We start from the raw sequence: 18,107 nt of genomic DNA on the forward strand, positions 1-18,107 counted from the left end.
GACGGTCCTTGACCCCGACCCGGACTTCCGGCGCACGGTCGAACTAGGCTGTCTCGCCTTCGATGAGAGTGAACATACTCGGCAAGGGATCATTTGGCTCCGCCGCGCTGCCTTCCAATTGTTCGCGGAGTTCGGCAATGAGTGTGGCGATGAAGTTGCGCATGTTCACGTGTACTGTCGTCAAGCGCGGGGACCAAAGCTGACCAGCGACGGTGTCATCCACTCCGATCACCGCAAGTTCGCCGGGGACGGCAATCCCGAGTTCACGTGCTCCAGCAAGCAGGGTCAGGGCGACTTCGTCGTTGTAACAGGCGGCCAACGCGTGGTCTCGGCGGGCGAACATCTGGCCGATCGCACGTTTGCCACCTTCGAGGTCGAGCCTGACCTGGACCGTGTGAGGTGGCTCAAGGTCCTTCTCGGCACAATACGCCTGCAGCGCGCCGAGGCGTTCCCGGCTGAAGGGTTCAGGCCGGTCGTCAGTTGTCTCGGCGTACCAGATAGGTCGTTCGCCGTTGCGCCGCAGGGTCTCGGCGTGGAGCCTGCCGATGCCGGGATCACTCGCGACGACGGTGGAGTCGGTGACACTGGGCACCACGATGATCCCGCGGTGGGTGAGGACGGCCGCGTCCGTCGTGGTGAGCACGCCGAAGTTGAGGACGACGAAGGGGCGCAGCCGCAGGAGCGCGTCGATCGTTACTTGCGACGTCGCGCTCGCGACACGGACCACGACGTTCCCGCCGAAGGGTCGCGTCTGCGCAGCAACCTCGTCGACCGAGTCCTGGAGGTGACTTCCGAATCGGGTGTCCGGAGCAAGGACCACGATGGTGTCGCTCTGGCCCTTCCGGAGCGACCTCGCGGCTCCGGAAGGCCGGTAATTCAGTTTGGTGGCGGCATCGAACACGCGCAGTCGGGTCGCCTCGGGGAATGCCCCGTCGTCCCCATTCAGGATGCGGCTGACCGTCCCCCGCGAGACACCCGCGAGCTTGGCGACGTCTGTGCTGGTCGCTGGCCGCGCAAGCTCTTGGGTAGTGGACACCCACCGATTGTCGCACGTCGCCGCTGAACAGACCAGTCAAGCTAGTAACACGAGATACTTTCGACTGCGTCCTCCATCCGACACCAAAAACCTAAGCAAATACGGGTACTTGCGATGTTGAAGAACTTGCCTCATACTCGATTTAGTGTCACGTGAAACTAGCGTTGCGGTTAGCACCCGCGGCGCCTATGACCACCCGCGATCAAAACAACGGAGTTTTCATGCCATCCATCAAAGACCCCACCACGCGGGGTACCGTTCCCGCCGCTTACTTGGCGGAAGAAGTCCCGACAGGGCAGCCCGTGATTCTGGCCGCCGGCGCCGCCGAGATCAGCGAAAGCCTCGCTGAGCCCAAATTGGCGCGGATGACCGTCCGCCAACTGCTCCCGATCTTCATCACGACCTTCACGCTGTTCGTGGCGTTCATCGCCCCGATCTCGTATTCACTCGCCGTGCGCATCGCCCAGATCGATCCTGCGGTGAAGGACGCCATGCTGCCCCTGGCGATCGGCATTCCAGGCCTCGTCGTCGTCCTGTTCAACCCATTGGTCGGCATGCTGAGCGACCGCACGAAGTCGAGATTCGGTCGTCGTCGTCCGTGGATGCTCGCGGGCTCCGTCGTCAGCATTGTCGGCGCGGTCTTCGTCGGCGTCGCGCCCTCCGTAACCGCGATCATCGTTGGTTGGTGCATCGCGTTCGTCGGTTACTCGGTATCGGCGTCGATGATCACCGCATACTTTGGCGACCGACTGCCCGAGTCGCAGCGCGGAAAGGTGATGGGCATCAACGGTGCTCTTACGAACATCGCCCCGATCTTCGGTTTCGCGCTCGCGGCGGCGTTCACCACGATGCCGGTCGCGATGTTCCTTGTGCCGGGCGGACTCGCGTTCCTTGGCGGGTTGCTGTTCGTGGTGCTGGCCAAGGACCAGAAGTTCACCGGGCCCGCCCGGGAGTTCGATGTGAAGGCGCTCCTGAGGGGCTTCTACTTCAATCCTCGCAAGTACCCTAACCTGGGATGGGTGTGGCTCAGCCGCGCGTTCGTGTTCGTGGCACTGTCCTTCCTCAGCCTCTACACGGTCTATCTGCTCAGCGCCCGGCTCGGCATGAGTGCCGCTGAGATCGGCGCCCTGTCCGCGACACTGGGCCTTGGCGGGGTTGTCTGCGGGATCGTAGGCGCGGTCGGATCCGGCTGGCTCTCGGACAAGCTCCGGTCCCGCAAGCCGTTCCTGATCGTCAGCGCTCTCCTGCTGGCGGTCGCAATGGTGCTAATCGCGACCGCGTCGAGCCTTCCGATGTACATCGTCGCCAACCTGCTGAGCTCTCTCTCCATCGGGGTGTACGGCGCCGTGGATCAGGCCCTTGCGCTCGATGTGATTCCTCATCAGGAGGACCAGAACGGCCGCTATCTGGCGATCTTCGGCCTGGGCTCGGCTATCCCACAGGCGATCGGACCATTCTTCGCGGGCATCATCCTCGCTGTCTTCGGCGGTGAGTACGGCTGGGTTTACGCCATCGGCGGTGTCTTCGCCGTCGCGGGCGCCCTCGCGATCATCCCGATCAGTATCGGCAAGCGCGCGCAGCTTCAGACCGCCAGCACCCAAGTGCTGCGCTGACGGAAGTCTGCAACCCGGGGCCGGCGCGACGTTCGCTCCACCGGCCGGAACGTCGGCCCCGCTTCACCATTACACCAACCGCAAGCAGAAAATCCGTGCGGCCCCCTACTTCGGAGAGTAAACGACTTGGTCGGCGACTGGCTGAGGAGGCGGGGCAGGATCCATAGCAAGGAGAATCCATGACCACCCGCTCGTTTAATGACGGCTGGACGGTGGGGCCCAAGACCAGCATTTACGCGGCCCTTCAGGGCGCAGCTCAGGCCCATGAGACCGTCACGCTCCCGCACGATGCTCTTTTTGCGCTCGAACGGTCGGCGGAGCAGGGCGAGGGCGCGCACACAGGCTACTTCCCGAGCGCTGCCTTCGAGTATGCCAAGACCTTCGACGTGCCCGGGGAGTACCGTGGCAAACGGGTCACCTTGGAGTTCCAGGGCGCATATCGTGACGCTGTCGTCTTCGTGAATGACGTCTTCGCCGCCCAGCGTCCCAATGGATACTCGACTTTCTTCGTCCCCCTCGACCCATACCTGAAGTACGGCGAACCAAACACGGTCCGCGTCGAGGTTCGCGCACACCAGGATTCGCGTTGGTACACCGGCGCAGGGCTCTACCGGGACACGAGGCTCATCGTGACGGAACTGGTCCACATCACGCCGAACGGCGTGCGGATCACGACGCCGGACGTCGACGGCGAACGCGCCGTCGTCGAAGTCGCCACCTCCTTGCACAACGAGAGCCTCGAGACGAAAACCGTCACCATCCGTACTGAGCTGCGCGATCCCGACGGCATCCCAGTCGCCTCAGACGCGGCACCGGTCACGCTCCGCTCAGGCGAGACGGCGGCCGTCCGCCAACGTCTCTACGTGAAGGAATCTCAACTTTGGGATACGGAAATCCCGGCGCTCTACATGGCGCACACCTCAGTCGACGACGTCGCAGCTGTCGTTGACGAAACTCGGACGACCTTCGGCATCCGAACGCTCCGCCTCGACCCAGTACACGGGCTTCGCCTCAACGGCCGATCCGTCAAGCTGCGCGGTGCGTGCATCCACCACGACAACGGTCTGCTCGGCGCCGCCGCGATCGGCAGGGCAGAGGAGCGCCGTGTGCGAATCCTGAAGGACGCTGGGTTTAACGCCGTCCGCAGCGCGCACAACCCGATCAGCCAGGCCATGCTCGACGCGTGCGACCGGCACGGGATGCTCGTGATGGACGAGACCTTCGACGTTTGGACGGTGTCGAAATCGACGAACGATTATTCTCTTGCCTTCCCCGAGTGGTGGGAGCGGGATGTCGAGGCGATGGTCGCGAAGGACTTCAACCATCCTTCGGTCATCATGTATTCGATCGGGAACGAGAATCCGGAGACCGGCAACGGCCTCGCCGCGCAGTGGGGCCGCAAGATGGCCGAGAAGATACGCGAGCTTGACCCCACCCGGTATGTGACCAACGGCATCAACGGTTTCGTCGCCGCGATCAACGAAGTCGCTGAACTCATGCAGCAGAACGCCTCGGCTGCAGCGGCCGCCGAGGACCAAGGCGTGAACGGGGCGATGAACATGGGCGACTTCATGAACCAGGTCAGCGCGTCTCCCCAGGTCACCGAGAAGACGGCCGAAGCGTTCTCAGTGCTCGACGTTGCGGGCATGAACTACGGCGACGCCCGGTACGCGCTGGACAAGGAACTGTTCCCGAACCGAATCATCGTCGGCACCGAGACCTTCCCTTCGCACATCAACGTCAATTGGCGTTTGGTGGAGGAGCACTCCCATGTCCTCGGCGATTTCACTTGGACAGGGTGGGACTACCTCGGCGAGGCAGGAGCCGGCCGCATCACCTATCTCGACGGCGATGGCGGAATTCCCTCTTTCCAGGCTGGGTTCCCATGGTTAACCGCTTGGACTGGCGACATCGATATCACTGGGCACCGGCGCCCCATCTCCTACTACCGCGAGACGGTCTTCGGACTGCGGCACAAGCCGTACATCGCTGTCCAGCGGCCCGAGACGTTTGGGAAGCCGTCCTTCGCAGGCCAGTGGTCGTGGTCGGATACCGTTTCGGGCTGGAGCTGGGATGCCGCCAACGGCACCCGAACCTCCGTCGAGGTTTACAGCGACGCCGACGAGGTCGAGTTGGTACTCAACGGGCGCCTCCTCGGGCGGCAGCCCGCTGGCCCGGAACACGGATTCAAGGCGATGTTCGAAGTCGACGTTGAACCAGGCGAATTGCTCGCCGTCGCCTACGTGAAAGGTGAGGAGCAGGCTCGAACGGCGCTGCAATCGGCCACGGGTCCGCTGCGGCTCGACGCGGAGGCGGAACGTTCCATGATCTCAGCCGACGACTCCGACCTCGCCTACATTCCGGTGGCGCTTCGCGACGCGGAAGGCAACCTCGCGCACACGGCGGATCGCTCTATTTCTGTCACGATCGATGGGCCGGGAGTTCTTCAGGCTGTGGGCAGCGGGCGTCCCGACCAGTTAGAGCGCTTCGACACTGCCACCCACTCGACCTTCGACGGCCGTGCTCTCGTTATCGTGCGCCCGACCGGACCGGGGCCTATCTCGGTGTCGGTGTCGGCAGGCGGCGTCGAGCCGAGCACAGTGGAACTGCGCGCTGAATCTCCCGAACTCTACGACGTGGACGCGACTACGTTGCGTCCGCTGGGCATCGATTCCACTGTCAACACACCTGTTCTCCTAGGGGAGGGGGTCTGACTATGAAAGCATCGCAACCAATCATCCCGGGCTTCTACCCGGACCCGTCCATCTGCCGCGCAGGCGACACCTACTATGTCGTGAACTCCAGCTTCGAGTACCTTCCCGGACTTCCCATTCACTCAAGCACCGATCTGACCACGTGGACCACGATCGGGAACGCCCTCACGCGAACGGGTCAGATCGCCGAACACGCGGGCGCCGCGAGCGGCGGGATCTACGCTCCGACGATCCGCCACCATGGCGGAAAGTTCTGGATCGTCGGAACGAACGTTCTCGAGCTGGGACTCGGTCTTGGGCATTTCATCATCAGCGCGGACAACCCATCCGGGCCGTGGTCGGATCCTGTCCATGTCGCCGGAACGATAGGCATAGATCCTGACCTCATGTGGGACGATGAAGGCGTTTGTCACCTCACTTGGGCGGCGTTCTCGCCCGATCTCCGCGGGATCGCAAGCGCCCCTATCGACCCACTGACCGGCGCTCTCCTGAGTGAACCGGAGCTGCTGTGGCAGGGGACCGGCCTGGCCCATGCCGAGGGGCCGCACCTCTACCAGATCAACGGATGGTGGTACTTGCTTCTCGCGGAAGGTGGCACGGAGCGCGGTCACACCGCCACGATCGCACGTGCCCGCTCACTCGCTGGACCGTTCGAAGCCGCACCCGGGAACCCCATCCTTACCCACCGCAGCACCGCCGGTTCGGTGCAGAATGTCGGACACGCCGACCTGATCGAGCTGGTCGACGGTAGCTGGGCGGCCGTCCACCTCGGCGTGAGGCCGCGCGGTCAGACGCCCGGATTCCACGTCAACGGTCGCGAGACCTTCCTCGTCGGAATCGACTGGGTCGACGGATGGCCTGTCATCGACGAAGGCCGTTTCGCCGTCGAGACCGCGGACCGTTCGTTCATGGACCGATTTGACGCCGCGACGCTCGATCAGCGTTGGCTGGGCGTAGGGCAGTTTCCAACCTCATTCACCCGGCCCCACAGCGACTCAGGACTCGTGATAGACGCGGATGCCGGGGGAGTAGGGAGGTCGATGCTCGCGACCAGGGTGCCCGACGTTGAGTGGAGCGCCGAGACGCAGTTCGACGCAACAGATGGCTCGGGCAGGTTCGTTCTTCGGATCGACGATAATCACGGATATGGACTCACCTACGACGGCGAAGCCGTAGAGGCAACCCTCATGATTGGCCCGGTTGTCCACGCGGTCGGTCGCGTGCCCATGCAGCACGAAACTGTCCCTACATTGCGGATCGCCGCACGTGTCCCCGAAAGTGGACTCCACGTCGGACCTGACGAGCCGGATCTCATCGAATTGGCCGTGATCGGCGACGACGGGTTTAAACTCAACTTCGGCAACTTCGACGGACGCTATGTCTCCACGGAAGTCGCGGGCGGCTTCACCGGTCGGGTGCTCGGAATCGAAGCTCTGGCCGGCCAGATCGTCCTGCGTACCGTGCGCTACTCCACTGGGGCGCATCCCGAGAGAGAGGATGGCTGATGCAGAAGGTGCTGATGGCGCCGTTCCGGCGTTTGATTAATTCGCAGAAGGAGGCCAGGCGTTCTCAATTCGAACTCCTTGCCCCCGCTCCGGGCGGGGTGCTGTTCCTCGGTGACAGCATCACTGAACAAGGCAACTGGAACGAGTGGTTTCCGGACCGCAAGACGTTGAACCGTGGGATCGGCGGGGATACCGTCGGCGGCGTCCTTGATCGACTGGAAAGCGCTATCAACGATCCCGACCTGGTCTCACTTCTGATCGGCACCAATGACTTGGGTGGAGGTGGTCGCGTGCAGGATATCGCAGGACAGATGGAGCGCCTCGTCGCGCAGGTCACAGCGCTCGCTCCCCGCACTTTGCTGCTGATCAACAGCGTGATGCCGCGCAAGCCGAACTTCGCGGACCGCGTGCTGGCGCTGAATGAGCACTACCGACGCATCGCGCTGAGCGCCGGCGCAGAGTACGTCGACCTCTGGCCAGTGCTGGCCGATCATCAAGGCGGATTGCGCACGGAGTGCACAAATGACGGACTACACCTGCGGGGCCTCGGGTACCGCGCCTGGGTCAACACGCTCGGGCCATACCTGGCTTTGGACACGCCGGTGCAGAATTCCACCGAGGAGGAAGCTAAATGATTCCGATCGACGAGACCACCAATGTGACCGTTGACCAAGGGTCCATCGCCGGGCCGCACGGGGTCATCCCGGTTCGCACCTATCGTCCGAGCCATTTCGTGCCGCGCTGCGGGCTGGTCTGGCTGCACGGAGGTGCGTTCATCGGGGGCACCCTCGACATGGCGGAATCCGACTGGGTCGCCCGCGAGATCGCGCACACAGGAGTCACGGTCGTGACGGTTGACTACCGACTCGCACCCACTCCGGACTGGATGGCTCCGCACGTCGGGCCAAACCCTACCGGTTGGCACTTCCCCGTTGCCTCGGAGGAGGTAGCGTCCGCTTTCATTTGGGCGACCCAGCTCGAGGAGGGCTTTGGCGCCGAGTGCTGGGCGATCGGTGGTGCGAGCGCGGGCGGAAACCTCGCAGTTGGCGCGGCGATGCGATTGCGGGACTCCGGCGGCGTCGCACCGCACGCGTTGGTTCTCGCCTACCCGTTGCTGCATAAGGAACTCCCGTCCATGAGCGTCGAACTGCAGGCCAAGTACGACACGTTGCCGGTCCAAGCCCGCTTCTCACCGGAGACCGTGTCGCTGATCAACCTGAACTATGTCGGCGACGCTGCACTCCTCGATCACCCTTATGCCTTCCCTGGAGGGCACGATCTCGGCGGACTTCCGCGCACGTTCATCGTGAACGCTGACGTGGACAGCCTGAGGGCCTCCGGGGAGTTGTTCGCAAGCGAGCTCGCGGCAGCCGGTGTCGACACGACTGTCATCCGGGAGCCCGACACTACCCATGGTCACCTCGATCAACCGGATACCTCCGGAGCGCAGCGAAGCCTGCGACGGATTGCACGTTGGCTGACTTTCACGCCTTTCGCCACCAAAACCCTCCATACAGAGCTTGAAGGAAATCATGACTAATCTGCCCTCCGGCGAAGTTACCCTGCCGATTGAAGAACTCGTCGCTGATCTGCCGTACCGCGATGCTGCACTGCCCGTTGAAGAACGCGTCGCTGATCTGCTTTCGCGACTCACTCTTCAGGAGAAGGCAGGGCAACTGACCCAGTTCTTCTTCTTGGGTGGGGGGGAAGTGCCTGACGACTTCGACATCGAGTCGCTTCCCCCTGAGCACCGTTCATACGCCGAGCAGCCGAAGATGGTCGAGGCTGCCGTGGCCCGGGGAACCGCTGGATCGGTATTGTTCGTAAAAGACGCCGCCACGACGAACCGCCTGCAGCGCCTCGCAGTAGACCAGAGCCGTCACGGGATTCCCCTGCTTTTCGGGTTCGACGTGATCCATGGCCTGCGTACGGTCTTCCCTGTGCCAATCGCACTTGCCGCGAGCTGGTCCATGGAGACCATCGAAAACGCGCAAGCGGCTGCCGCACGGGAGGCGCGCGCCGTCGGCATTCACTGGACCTTCGCCCCCATGGTCGACATTGCACGCGATCCTCGGTGGGGCCGCATTATCGAGGGCGCTGGCGAGGACCCGGTGCTGGGCTCAGCCGTCGCGGCCGCGCAAGTACGCGGATTCCAGGGTGATCTCGGGGCAGACCGCGTCCTCGCCGGCCCGAAGCACCTCGCAGGCTACGGCGCTGCGCGGGGAGGCCGCGACTACGACGAAGCGGACGTTTCCGATTCCGAGTTGTGGAATGTGTACCTTCCGCCCTTCCGATCGGCCATTGAGGCCGGGGCGGGGAATATCATGAGCGCCTACATGGACCTCAACGGGGTTCCGGCATCAGGCAATCGCTGGCTCCTCACTGACGTGCTACGCGACGCGTTGGGCTTTGACGGCTTCGTGGTCTCGGACGCCAACGCCGTTCGGTCGCTGGAGACCCAGCACTTCGCCAAAGACCTGACCGACGCGGCGGCGCGCGCGGTGACGGCGGGGCTGGACATGGAGATGTGCATGTTCGATCCGGCCTTCGAGCGACTGCCGCAGGCTGTCGCCGAGGGGAAGGTAAGTGAGCGAACGATCGACGAGGCGGTCCGTCGTGTGCTCACTGCCAAGTTCCGTCTCGGTCTCTTCGAGAACCCTTTCGCCGACGAAGACACCGAGGCAGCGACACTCGGCTCTGCCGGGCATCGCGAGCTAGCGCGAACCGCAGCCGAGCAAGCGATCGTGCTCCTGAAGAACGAGGGCGGAGCGCTGCCGTTGGCACCTGACTCCCTGCGCTCCGTTGCGGTGATCGGGCAGTTGGCGGACAGCAAGCGCGACACCCTCGGCCCCTGGGTCTTCGCTCACGACACCAGAGAGACGGTCACGATCCTGGACGGCCTACGAGCACGGCTTGGAGACGCCGCCAGGGTGGATCACGCCCCGGGTGCCGGGATCCAGGAGCGGATCTTCCCGTCGCCGTTCGATCAGATGGACACCACCGTTTCCGCGACCCGCGTCGATTACGACGACGACGCCGAGATCGACCGGGCCGTCGAGCTGGCGGCAGCTTCCGACGTCGCTGTCGTCGTCGTCGGGCAGCGGCAGAACCAGATCGGCGAAAAGGCTTCCGCCTCCACTCTTGAGCTGCCGGGCCGCCAGCTGGAGCAACTCCAACGGGTGTGGGCCACCGGTACCCCGGTGGTGCTCGTCGTGATGTCCGGCCGCCCCCTCGACCTGCGCTGGGCGGATGAACATGTTCCTGCCATCGTCCAGGCCTGGTACCCGGGCACTCGCGGCGGGGACGCCGTCGCGTCCATCCTGCTTGGAGACGCATCTCCGGCAGGGCGACTCCCGTTCACCTGGCCGCGTCATGTGGGACAGGTTCCCTTGGTGTACTCGCACTACCGGACCTTCGCACCGGAGGACCAAGGTGTCCGGTACTTCGATGAGCAGAGCACACCGCTCTACCCGTTCGGTCATGGCCTGTCATATGCCCGGTTCGATTACTCGAACGTGCGGCTCGAGCGTTCCGCGATCCCGGTCGGTGAGACGGTGACGGTATCTGTGGACGTAACCAACACTTCCGACCGAGAGGCAGACGAAGTCGTCCAGCTTTACATCCACCAGCGCTACGGCACCTCGTCCCGCCCCGTCCGCGAACTCAAGGGGTTCGAGCGAGTGACGCTGGCGGCAGGCGAGACGGGGACTGTGAGCTTCGAGATCGGGCCGGACCAGCTACGGTACTGGAGCGCAGTGACGGGGGGCTTCGTGCAGGACGCGACGACTCTCGACATCTGGGTAGGAGGCAGCTCAGCCGCCGAATTGGCAACGATGCTCGAGGTGACTGCATGAGGAAAGCCCCGGAAAATGGAGCAGAGCCGCGATGAGCCATAAGAACCTCACCAGCAGGTCCGTTGTTCGGCGATATATGGACGCGGCCGCGTTCCGGACCTTCGAACGTGCTACGAGGCCCGCCCGAGTCGCGCGCACATCTCAGTTCGAGGCAGTTCCGATACCAGAAGGCTCGGTTGTGTTCCTCGGCGCGAGCATGATCGAACAAGGTCTGTGGGATGCGTGGTTCCCCACTGTCCGAGCCGTCAACCGAGGGATCGGAGGCGAGACGACCGCGGACATTCGCCGTCGCCTTGCGAGCTCCATTGCGTCGCCAGTCGCAGTCTTCCTCTTGGCCGGAACGAACGACCTCACGCGAGGCGTGCCACAGGTCCAGACAGTTGAAGAGGTGCGGCGGATCGTCGACACGATCATTCAGCGCGCGCCTGGCTGCACGGTCTACCTCCAGAGCGTTACTCCGCGAGGGCTGCGCTATCGCGACGAGCTCGTCCGCCTCAACGGCGAGCTCCGCAGCCTGGCAGAGGCACGGGCACCGAGGGTCAAGTACGTCGATCTCTGGCCCGTGCTAGCCGACCGAGAGGGCGCGCTCATCTCGGAGTTCACCCACGACTCGGTCCACCTCAACGGCAGCGGCTATGCGGCGTGGACGTCGGCGATCCGACCGCTCGTGGAAGCCTTCGCCCCCTCCGTCCCGTCGCCTGCGACGGAAATCAACCGCCCTCCCGCCACTCCCAAAGCCGATGCAAAACAAAGGAGCACGAATGCCCCAGCCTAGCTCGCTGTCGTCGCCATGGACGGCGCAGATGATCACTGCCGACCACCCCTCCGCGCCAATCCTGCGCACGTCCTTCCAGCTCGAACCCGGCCACGGTGAGGTGACGGCGGCCGTGTTGCGCATCACCGCGCTGGGCATCGTCGAGGCCCGATTCAACGGCGTGCCAGCATCTGCCGATGTGCTGACGCCGGGCTGGACCAGTTACGAGCAGCGCCTCCGCTTCGCCGCTTGGGACGTCATTGACCTGATCGAGCCGACGACGACGATCGTGCTCGCCGTCGGCAACGGCTGGTATCGCGGACGTCTGGGGTGGCTGGGCCTGGAAGGCGTGTACGGTCCGGACAAGGCGGCCGCCGCGGAACTCGTGCTCGCCTACTCCGACGGGCACCGCCAGACGATCATCACCGACGGCACCTGGGAGTCCGCGCCTAGCGCTATCCTCGCGGATGACCTCTACGACGGCGAGACCATCGACGCGCGACTGTTGCTCCCGCAGAACGCTCACCTCGCCGAGGACAACAACTTCGGGCCGGTTCGCGTGGTCGAGTTCGACCCATCCATCCTCGAGCCGTACGTCGGTCCGCCGGTGCGGCGCCAGGAGGAGCTTGCGCCGGCCGTCGTCGGGCGCACGGCGTCGGGTGAACTGCTTCTGGACTTCGGCCAGAACCTTGTGGGCTGGTTGCGCATCCAGGTGACGGGGGAGTCCGGCGAGGAGCTCGTCGTCCATCATGCCGAGGTGCTGGAGAACGGAGATCTCGCCCTGCGGCCCCTGCGATCCGCCAAGGCGGCCGATCGCTTCGTCTTCTCCGGCGGCGACGACGACTTCGAACCGACGTTCACGTACCATGGGTTCCGCTACGCGCGCTTGCAGGGCTGGCCGGGCACCGACGAGGAAGCGATCGATGGCATTCGCGCGGTGGTCGTAGGCTCTGAGCTGGAGCGGATCGGGCACTTCGCGTGTTCCGACCCGGACTTGGTGAAGCTGCACGAGAACGTGGTGTGGGGGATGCGCGGCAACTTCCTTGATCTACCGACAGACTGCCCTCAGCGGGATGAGCGCATGGGCTATCTCGGTGACCTCGCGGCGTTCGCTCCGACTGCAGCGTTCCTTTACGACATCGACGCGTTCCTCCGGGACTGGCTCCTGGATCTGAACGTCGAACAGCGCATCCAGGGTGGGCAGGTGCCACTCACCGTGCCCAATACCCTCAAGTACGAGCCGTCGATGTTCCAGGCTCCCCCGGAGGGGGTCGAGATCAAGCCTGCGCCGATGGCGATGTGGCAGGACGGCGCCGTCTGGATTCCGTGGGCGCTATGGGAGCAGTACGGTGACGTGCGGGCACTCGAGCAGCAGCGCGAGTCGATTGCAAGCTACTTCGACATCATCGAGGGTGCGATCGAGGAGAACGGCACGCTGACTGCAGGCTATCAACTCGGCGACTGGCTTGACCCTGCCGCGCCACCCGAGGACCCGCGTAACGCACGGGCTGACCGTGAGGTCGTCGCGACGGCCTGCATGTATAAGACGGCCGACCTGGCAGCCCGGATTTCCCGTGTCCTAGGCGACGACGAGGAGGCCGCGCGCCGCCGAGCGGTTGCGGAGCGCATCCGCTCGGGCTTCCTCGACACGTACGTGGGGTCTGACGGGCGCATCCGCTCCGACGCACCCACCGTGTACGCCGTCGCGATCGCCTTCGGCCTCGTAACCGGCGACCTTGCGCAGGCGGCGGGTGACCGGCTCGCGGAGCTGATCGCCGACGGCGGGTACGTCATCGCCACCGGGTTCATTGGGACCCCGTTCGTCTTGCACGCCCTCAGCGGCACCGGGCATGTGGAGACCGCGTACCGGCTGATCACGCAGAAGCAGTGCCCGTCTTGGCTCTACCAGGTGAGCATGGGGGCGACGACGGTGTGGGAGAGGTGGGACGCCCTGCTTCCCGACGGCCGCGTGAACCCTGGCGAGATGACCAGTTTCAACCACTACGCGTTTGGTTCCGTCGGCGACTGGATGCACCGCGTCATCGCAGGCATCAGTCCCCTCGAGCCCGGCTATCGTCGCGTCCTGTTCGCGCCTCAGCCCGGCACCGGGCTCACCTCCGCAAGTGCTGACATCCGTACTCCGTATGGTGTGTCAGGCATCAGCTGGTCACTGGAGGACAGTCGACTGCGCGTGCAGCTCGAGGTCGCACAAGGGACCGAGGGCCTGCTGCGCCTGCCCGGTGCTCCGGAGCGCGTGCTCGGGCCTGGAAAGCACGAGTTCGAGGACGCGCACGTCGGCTGACGAGCGAGAGTGTGCGGCCGAGCTCGGCCGCACACTCTCTACGCCCTGCCCGCCCCACCCGTAACGGCGAAGCGCCGAAAAGCAATCCACAACAATCAAGACCGTCGCAAACGAAAGGAAAGAGGCATGACCTCCAGAATCCCTGACACCATCACACTGCATATCCGTGAACGTTCAGAAATGGACAGTTCCATCGAGGAGGCCGTCCAAACCCTGTCGGCTAAAGCTAAGACCCTCAAATGCGGAATTCTCGTAACGCGTAGCGGACCCCAAACCTTTACGGCCTGCCTGAGCCAAGAAATCCCATACGGCACAACCCACGAACGCGCGATTTGGTAATTAGTCCCCACATCGGTCCTGTTGTGGCCAGTAGACATGTCGATTCGAAGAGAATCGGCATCGCTGTTGGTTGCAAGTCTGAATAAGCGGGATTCAAGGTTGGCGTGAAACGCCCGGCTGCTGCCTGGCAAGGGGGACTGGCCATGGGCGAAAACACTTGATCCCATGTCGACTGATGTGGATCAGCACGAGATACCGCAGAAGCTCTTGGCTGATGCCAGCGAACCAGAAATAGACGAACGGGGCTTGCCCGGAAGCACCCGCGGCTTCGGCGTTATCGCACCCCAATCCGGAATCGCCCTGCAAGCCCAGCTCACCTGGAGTTCCTGGCTTCGCCACCCGCTCGAGGCCACTGCCAGTTCAACGCCCGAAAGTGCGCAAAAGCAGTAGAGCGATGGGCGCAGCTGCCGTCATCGCATTCGGCATCGGCTCGGGCGGGGCCTGCGCTCGGGTCTTGTTTCGCGCAGCCTGCTCAGTACCAGAATGCCCGACAATCAAGTGGAATGGGGAGCACCTGGACCGCTGGGTCGACCCTGAGGTTCAAACGCGGTGCTCTGGATTACCGGCGTCGGATGGCGTAAACGCACTCCGCCAGGCGAGGGTTACGTCCCGCATCGCTTGGCCGGGTCGGACGCGCAAATCGGTCAGTTTGAGGTCGATGTCCCCGAGTGCCGAAATCCAGTTCCGACCCTTCTGGCCAAGGTCAGAGGCGCGGGCAGGAATTACCTCATTCACCCTTTGAACTCTACTCACGTATAAGAGGCCGCGTTTCGCGTCGACGCGGAATCTCGTGACCAGCACGCCCTCCTTCCAAACGTCCTTTGCCGCCAACGCTGCCTCCGGCCAGGTCCCCGGACCCGTAACTACAGGGACGCCGCTGAACCTGGCTTCGGGAGTGCCGCGCAGCTGCGATGGCCCGGCTCGTCGCCGATATTCGCGCGCTCGTCCCAAGGAGGAGCAGTCTGACGCAACCGGGTGAAAAAACCTGGAGAACTCGTTTCGGAACTCTTACACAGCGGTATGCACGCCTCGTTGCCGTGAAACGCCCAGAAGCGAAACTACGAACGTATCGGTGGAGATCGAGATTCGACGAGGCAAGCCTGCAAACCCAGGTGCCGTCGACCCGAGGAGAGGTTCCTAAGGCGACTATCCTACAAATACAAACCTCGCAGCCGAGGCGGGCACTCGAGGAACGCCTCGCGGGCAGACCCCGCCCTGATCAGCAGGGCCTGCCCATACCGCTACAGCGCCGACCAGCCGCCATCGGACGCGAGGATGGCGCCGTTGACGTTGGTGCCGTCGTCGCTGAGCAGGAAGGTGATGGACGCTGCCAACTGCGCGGCCGTCGCGGGGGTGGGGACGGTGGCCTGCATCAGCGGACCGAGGCGTTCGGCTGCCAGCTGGGATCCCCACGTGGCCTCGATGTTGGTGATGGTGGGTCCGGGGGCGACTGCATTGAAGCGCAACCCTTTCGGCCCGTACATCACGGCCGAGTTCTTCGTCAGGCCGACGACGGCGTGCTTCGACGCCGTGTAGGTGGCGCCCGCTGCGGAGCCGCGCAGCCCGGCCTCGGAGGCGACGTTGACCACCGAACCCGCGCCCGCCTCCAGCATCAGCGGCACCACGGCCCGGGTCAGGCGCATGAGGGCCGTGACGTTGATCCGGAAAACGCGCTCCCACATGGCGTCGTCCACCTCGTGGATCGGGGCGAAGTTATCCATGATGCCGGCGATGTTGGCCAGGGCGTCCACGCGACCGCCAGCGGCGACGACGACGGCGGCAACGGTCTCCTCGGTCGAGATGTCGCCGGCCACGGGCACCAGGTCCAGGCCGCCGTTTTCCTCCACCAAGGCGTCCAGGCGCTCCTTGCTGATGTCGGCGGCAATGACCCGGCCGCCCTCCTTCGCGACGCGCAGGGCCGTCGCCTGGCCGATGCCCGAGCCTGCCCCCGTGACGATGACGGTCTTCCCGGCAAAACGGTCGTTGATAACGGCTTCCTGCCATGATGATTCGTTAGGCATGATGATGTCCTTCCAGACGTTGGTGGAGATGATGCCAGCACGTAACTGCCGTGCCGGCCAGCGGCGGGTACCGCCAGGGAGACGCTTGAAAAAGCTCCTCTTTACACTGGTGGCTGTCTCGCGTGCCGTCCGCTCTTCTGTGATTTGTTCTAATATGGGGTGTCAGAATCCGGCGCTCCGGACCCGGCGACTCCTTCGGCCAAGGGCTATGTAGCTCCGGTGCAGGCTGCTGCTCACGTCCCTGGCTTCACTTGCTCTTGGATCTTCGGGCAAGAACTCCTGCCCGCGTGCGGTAGCCGCGAACGTTTAGATGCCTATTATCTTCGGTCAGCTCCTCCTTAAGCTCGCCTTTTGTACCCCGAAAGCGGGCCAAAGTACTCGGCATCGGCTCCCTCTGCGGTCTCTCGGTATCAATCGCAACGTTGACGAATCCCGTCAGCGTACTTGGGCCTGCGCGGCATTCCGCTGTTGATGAGTAGCGGGGTAGCCGGAGGGAGTTCACAGATGCGGTTCGCAGGCCGTGCGCCTCATTTTCATCGTTCTCTCCATCCAAGGCCGAAACAACCCAAGCGAGTTTCGCTGCAAAAGGTGTCCTTTCTGGCTGAGCTGGAGAGGCACCTGGGCCGCTGATGGTGGATCTGTCCGGTGGCCCGCTAGGGCTTCTCTCTAGGTGGATCTTGGGTGTGCCCGAGGACTGAATCCTTTTGCCGCCCTCTGAGAGCCGCCGGCTCATCCGGTTTCGGATCAGTGCTAAAGGCCGGCGGCGGCCGCGATTCTCTGACGTGCGAAGTTTCCGAACCAGGCCAGGCTCGGTTTCGGGTGACGTGCGAACGTGGTGCGGTCTACGGCGATAAGGCCAAAGGTCGGTTCCCAGTGGCCCCATTCGAAGTTGTCGATGGCGCTCCAGTGGAGATAGCCGCGCACGTCAATACCGTCTTCGATCGTCGAGCGGAGGTGGTCCAGGGCCTCGGACATGTAGGCGATGCGGCGGCTGTCATCGGCAGTTGCGATGCCGTTTTCGGTCACGAGGATGGGTACGCCTCCCGTAACGGCCCAAGCGTGGCGTACCGCGATGCCCAGGGCATCAGGGCGGTAGGGTGTGCCCACCTGCGTGTTGCCGGGGCGTGGGGGATGAGGGACGGGTCCCTGCTCATCCACTGTCTGGGTGGAATAGGCTTGGACACCGAGGAAGTCGTCACCGCGGGCTCCCTCGAGGAAGACGTCTTCGCGAGCGTGGCGTTCCTCAATGAGTTTGGCCTCATTGCCCGGTGTTGCGCTGAGCGCGAGATTGGCGATTGTCCAGCCCACTTTCGCGCCGGTGCGGTCGCTGACCACTTGACGGACGGCATGATGGGATTCGATCAAGCGTTGGGCTGTATGGAGCGAGGGTCGCGGGAGCACGAAGCCGTCGTCCCGCTGCATGGTGGGCGTGTCCATCTCAGGCGCGGCATCGGTTTTGACCATTCCGCCCATCTGGATCATGAACGCGAGCATGTTCGGTTCGTTAATGGTGCAGACCCATTCAACTCCGCCCAGAATGTCGCACGCACGGGTGACGTAGGCCGAGAAGCGCTCGATGGCGGTACCGCCCAGCCAGCCGCCTTCTTCGATGAACCAGCGCGGGCTGGAAAAATGATGGAGAGTAACGACGGGAGTCAGCCCCAGCGAAATGGCAGTGTCGATCATGCGACGGTAGTGCGCCAGTTCCGCCAGGGAAAATTCGCCCGGCAGGGGCTCGATGCGCGACCATTCAACACCGAAACGGTATGCCGTCAGTCCGGCTTCGGCCAGCAGACGCATGTCTTGCTCGTATCGATGGTAGCTGTCCACCGCATCGCCCGAGTGCGAGAAATGTGGGGATCGCTGCTCATAGATCCACCAGTCACTGTTTACGTTATTGCCCTCGATCTGGTGCGGCGCACTAGAGGCGCCCCACAGGAAACCCGGAGGGAATTGAGCAATGGACAAA

Annotated in this window: 13 protein-coding genes; 9 read left to right on the plus strand and 4 right to left on the minus strand. The window is 63.9% G+C overall.

From position 1 onward, the window contains the following. Nucleotides 1-43 precede the first annotated feature (43 nt). Nucleotides 44-1,036, minus strand: a complete 993-nt coding sequence (locus HNP00_RS11970) for a LacI family DNA-binding transcriptional regulator (RefSeq protein ID WP_184739295.1) — start codon at nucleotides 1,034-1,036, stop codon at nucleotides 44-46. 221 nt (nucleotides 1,037-1,257) lie between these two features. On the opposite strand from HNP00_RS11970, the gene HNP00_RS11975 reads away from it, so the two are divergent. From HNP00_RS11975 to HNP00_RS12015, 9 genes are all read left to right on the plus strand, one after another. Continuing rightward, complete coding sequence (locus HNP00_RS11975) at nucleotides 1,258-2,649, plus strand: MFS transporter (RefSeq protein WP_184739297.1); 1,392 nt, start codon at nucleotides 1,258-1,260, stop codon at nucleotides 2,647-2,649. 179 nt (nucleotides 2,650-2,828) lie between these two features. After that, nucleotides 2,829-5,363, plus strand: a complete 2,535-nt coding sequence (locus tag HNP00_RS11980; protein ID WP_184739299.1) for a glycoside hydrolase family 2 TIM barrel-domain containing protein — start codon at nucleotides 2,829-2,831, stop codon at nucleotides 5,361-5,363. A 2-nt stretch (nucleotides 5,364-5,365) separates the two neighbouring features. Then, a complete protein-coding gene (locus tag HNP00_RS11985) occupies nucleotides 5,366-6,868 on the plus strand; it encodes a glycoside hydrolase family 43 protein (protein ID WP_184739301.1) in 1,503 nt (500 codons plus the stop codon). Beyond that, nucleotides 6,868-7,503 (plus strand): GDSL-type esterase/lipase family protein, encoded by a 636-nt coding sequence (locus tag HNP00_RS11990; RefSeq protein WP_184739303.1) that lies wholly within the window; start codon nucleotides 6,868-6,870, stop codon nucleotides 7,501-7,503. Before HNP00_RS11985 ends, HNP00_RS11990 begins: the two co-directional genes overlap by 1 nt. Beyond that, nucleotides 7,500-8,408: an alpha/beta hydrolase fold domain-containing protein gene (locus tag HNP00_RS11995; RefSeq protein WP_184739305.1), complete on the plus strand. Its 909-nt coding sequence runs from the start codon at nucleotides 7,500-7,502 to the stop codon at nucleotides 8,406-8,408. The genes HNP00_RS11990 and HNP00_RS11995 overlap by 4 nt, the downstream gene beginning before the upstream one ends. Next, complete coding sequence (locus tag HNP00_RS12000) at nucleotides 8,401-10,722, plus strand: glycoside hydrolase family 3 N-terminal domain-containing protein (protein ID WP_184739307.1); 2,322 nt, start codon at nucleotides 8,401-8,403, stop codon at nucleotides 10,720-10,722. The genes HNP00_RS11995 and HNP00_RS12000 overlap by 8 nt, the downstream gene beginning before the upstream one ends. A gap of 178 nt (nucleotides 10,723-10,900) precedes the next feature. Further along, the gene (locus tag HNP00_RS12005) at nucleotides 10,901-11,497 is read left to right on the plus strand and encodes a GDSL-type esterase/lipase family protein (protein WP_221451421.1); all 597 of its coding nucleotides are present in this window, start codon (nucleotides 10,901-10,903) and stop codon (nucleotides 11,495-11,497) included. Beyond that, entirely contained in the window at nucleotides 11,484-13,778 is a 2,295-nt protein-coding gene (locus tag HNP00_RS12010; protein WP_260404919.1) for an alpha-L-rhamnosidase, read from the plus strand. The genes HNP00_RS12005 and HNP00_RS12010 overlap by 14 nt, the downstream gene beginning before the upstream one ends. A gap of 504 nt (nucleotides 13,779-14,282) precedes the next feature. Then, nucleotides 14,283-14,507 (plus strand): hypothetical protein, encoded by a 225-nt coding sequence (locus HNP00_RS12015; RefSeq protein ID WP_184739311.1) that lies wholly within the window; start codon nucleotides 14,283-14,285, stop codon nucleotides 14,505-14,507. A 150-nt stretch (nucleotides 14,508-14,657) separates the two neighbouring features. On the opposite strand, the gene HNP00_RS12020 is transcribed toward HNP00_RS12015, so the two are convergent. From HNP00_RS12020 to HNP00_RS12030, 3 genes are all read right to left on the minus strand, one after another. Further along, nucleotides 14,658-14,852: a hypothetical protein gene (locus HNP00_RS12020; protein ID WP_184739313.1), complete on the minus strand. Its 195-nt coding sequence runs from the start codon at nucleotides 14,850-14,852 to the stop codon at nucleotides 14,658-14,660. Nucleotides 14,853-15,358: 506 nt separating this feature from the next. Then, nucleotides 15,359-16,138: an SDR family NAD(P)-dependent oxidoreductase gene (locus HNP00_RS12025; protein ID WP_184739315.1), complete on the minus strand. Its 780-nt coding sequence runs from the start codon at nucleotides 16,136-16,138 to the stop codon at nucleotides 15,359-15,361. A 750-nt stretch (nucleotides 16,139-16,888) separates the two neighbouring features. Beyond that, entirely contained in the window at nucleotides 16,889-18,106 is a 1,218-nt protein-coding gene (locus HNP00_RS12030) for a family 1 glycosylhydrolase (RefSeq protein WP_221451422.1), read from the minus strand. Nucleotide 18,107: the final 1 nt, after the last annotated feature.

Origin of the sequence: Arthrobacter sp. AZCC_0090 (assembly GCF_014207375.1) — a bacterium.
Taxonomy (GTDB): domain Bacteria; phylum Actinomycetota; class Actinomycetes; order Actinomycetales; family Micrococcaceae; genus Arthrobacter.

Bases quoted from the DNA above. Each gene is read 5' to 3' on its own strand.
- HNP00_RS11975 (WP_184739297.1), top strand. From the start codon at position 1,258: ATGCCATCCATCAAAGACCCCACCACGCGGGGTACCGTTCCCGCCGCT.
- HNP00_RS11980 (WP_184739299.1), top strand. From the start codon at position 2,829: ATGACCACCCGCTCGTTTAATGACGGCTGGACGGTGGGGCCCAAGACC.
- HNP00_RS11985 (WP_184739301.1), top strand. From the start codon at position 5,366: ATGAAAGCATCGCAACCAATCATCCCGGGCTTCTACCCGGACCCGTCC.
- HNP00_RS11990 (WP_184739303.1), top strand. From the start codon at position 6,868: ATGCAGAAGGTGCTGATGGCGCCGTTCCGGCGTTTGATTAATTCGCAG.
- HNP00_RS11995 (WP_184739305.1), top strand. From the start codon at position 7,500: ATGATTCCGATCGACGAGACCACCAATGTGACCGTTGACCAAGGGTCC.
- HNP00_RS12000 (WP_184739307.1), top strand. From the start codon at position 8,401: ATGACTAATCTGCCCTCCGGCGAAGTTACCCTGCCGATTGAAGAACTC.
- HNP00_RS12010 (WP_260404919.1), top strand. From the start codon at position 11,484: ATGCCCCAGCCTAGCTCGCTGTCGTCGCCATGGACGGCGCAGATGATC.
- HNP00_RS12015 (WP_184739311.1), top strand. From the start codon at position 14,283: ATGTCGACTGATGTGGATCAGCACGAGATACCGCAGAAGCTCTTGGCT.
- HNP00_RS12025 (WP_184739315.1), bottom strand. From the start codon at position 16,138: ATGCCTAACGAATCATCATGGCAGGAAGCCGTTATCAACGACCGTTTT.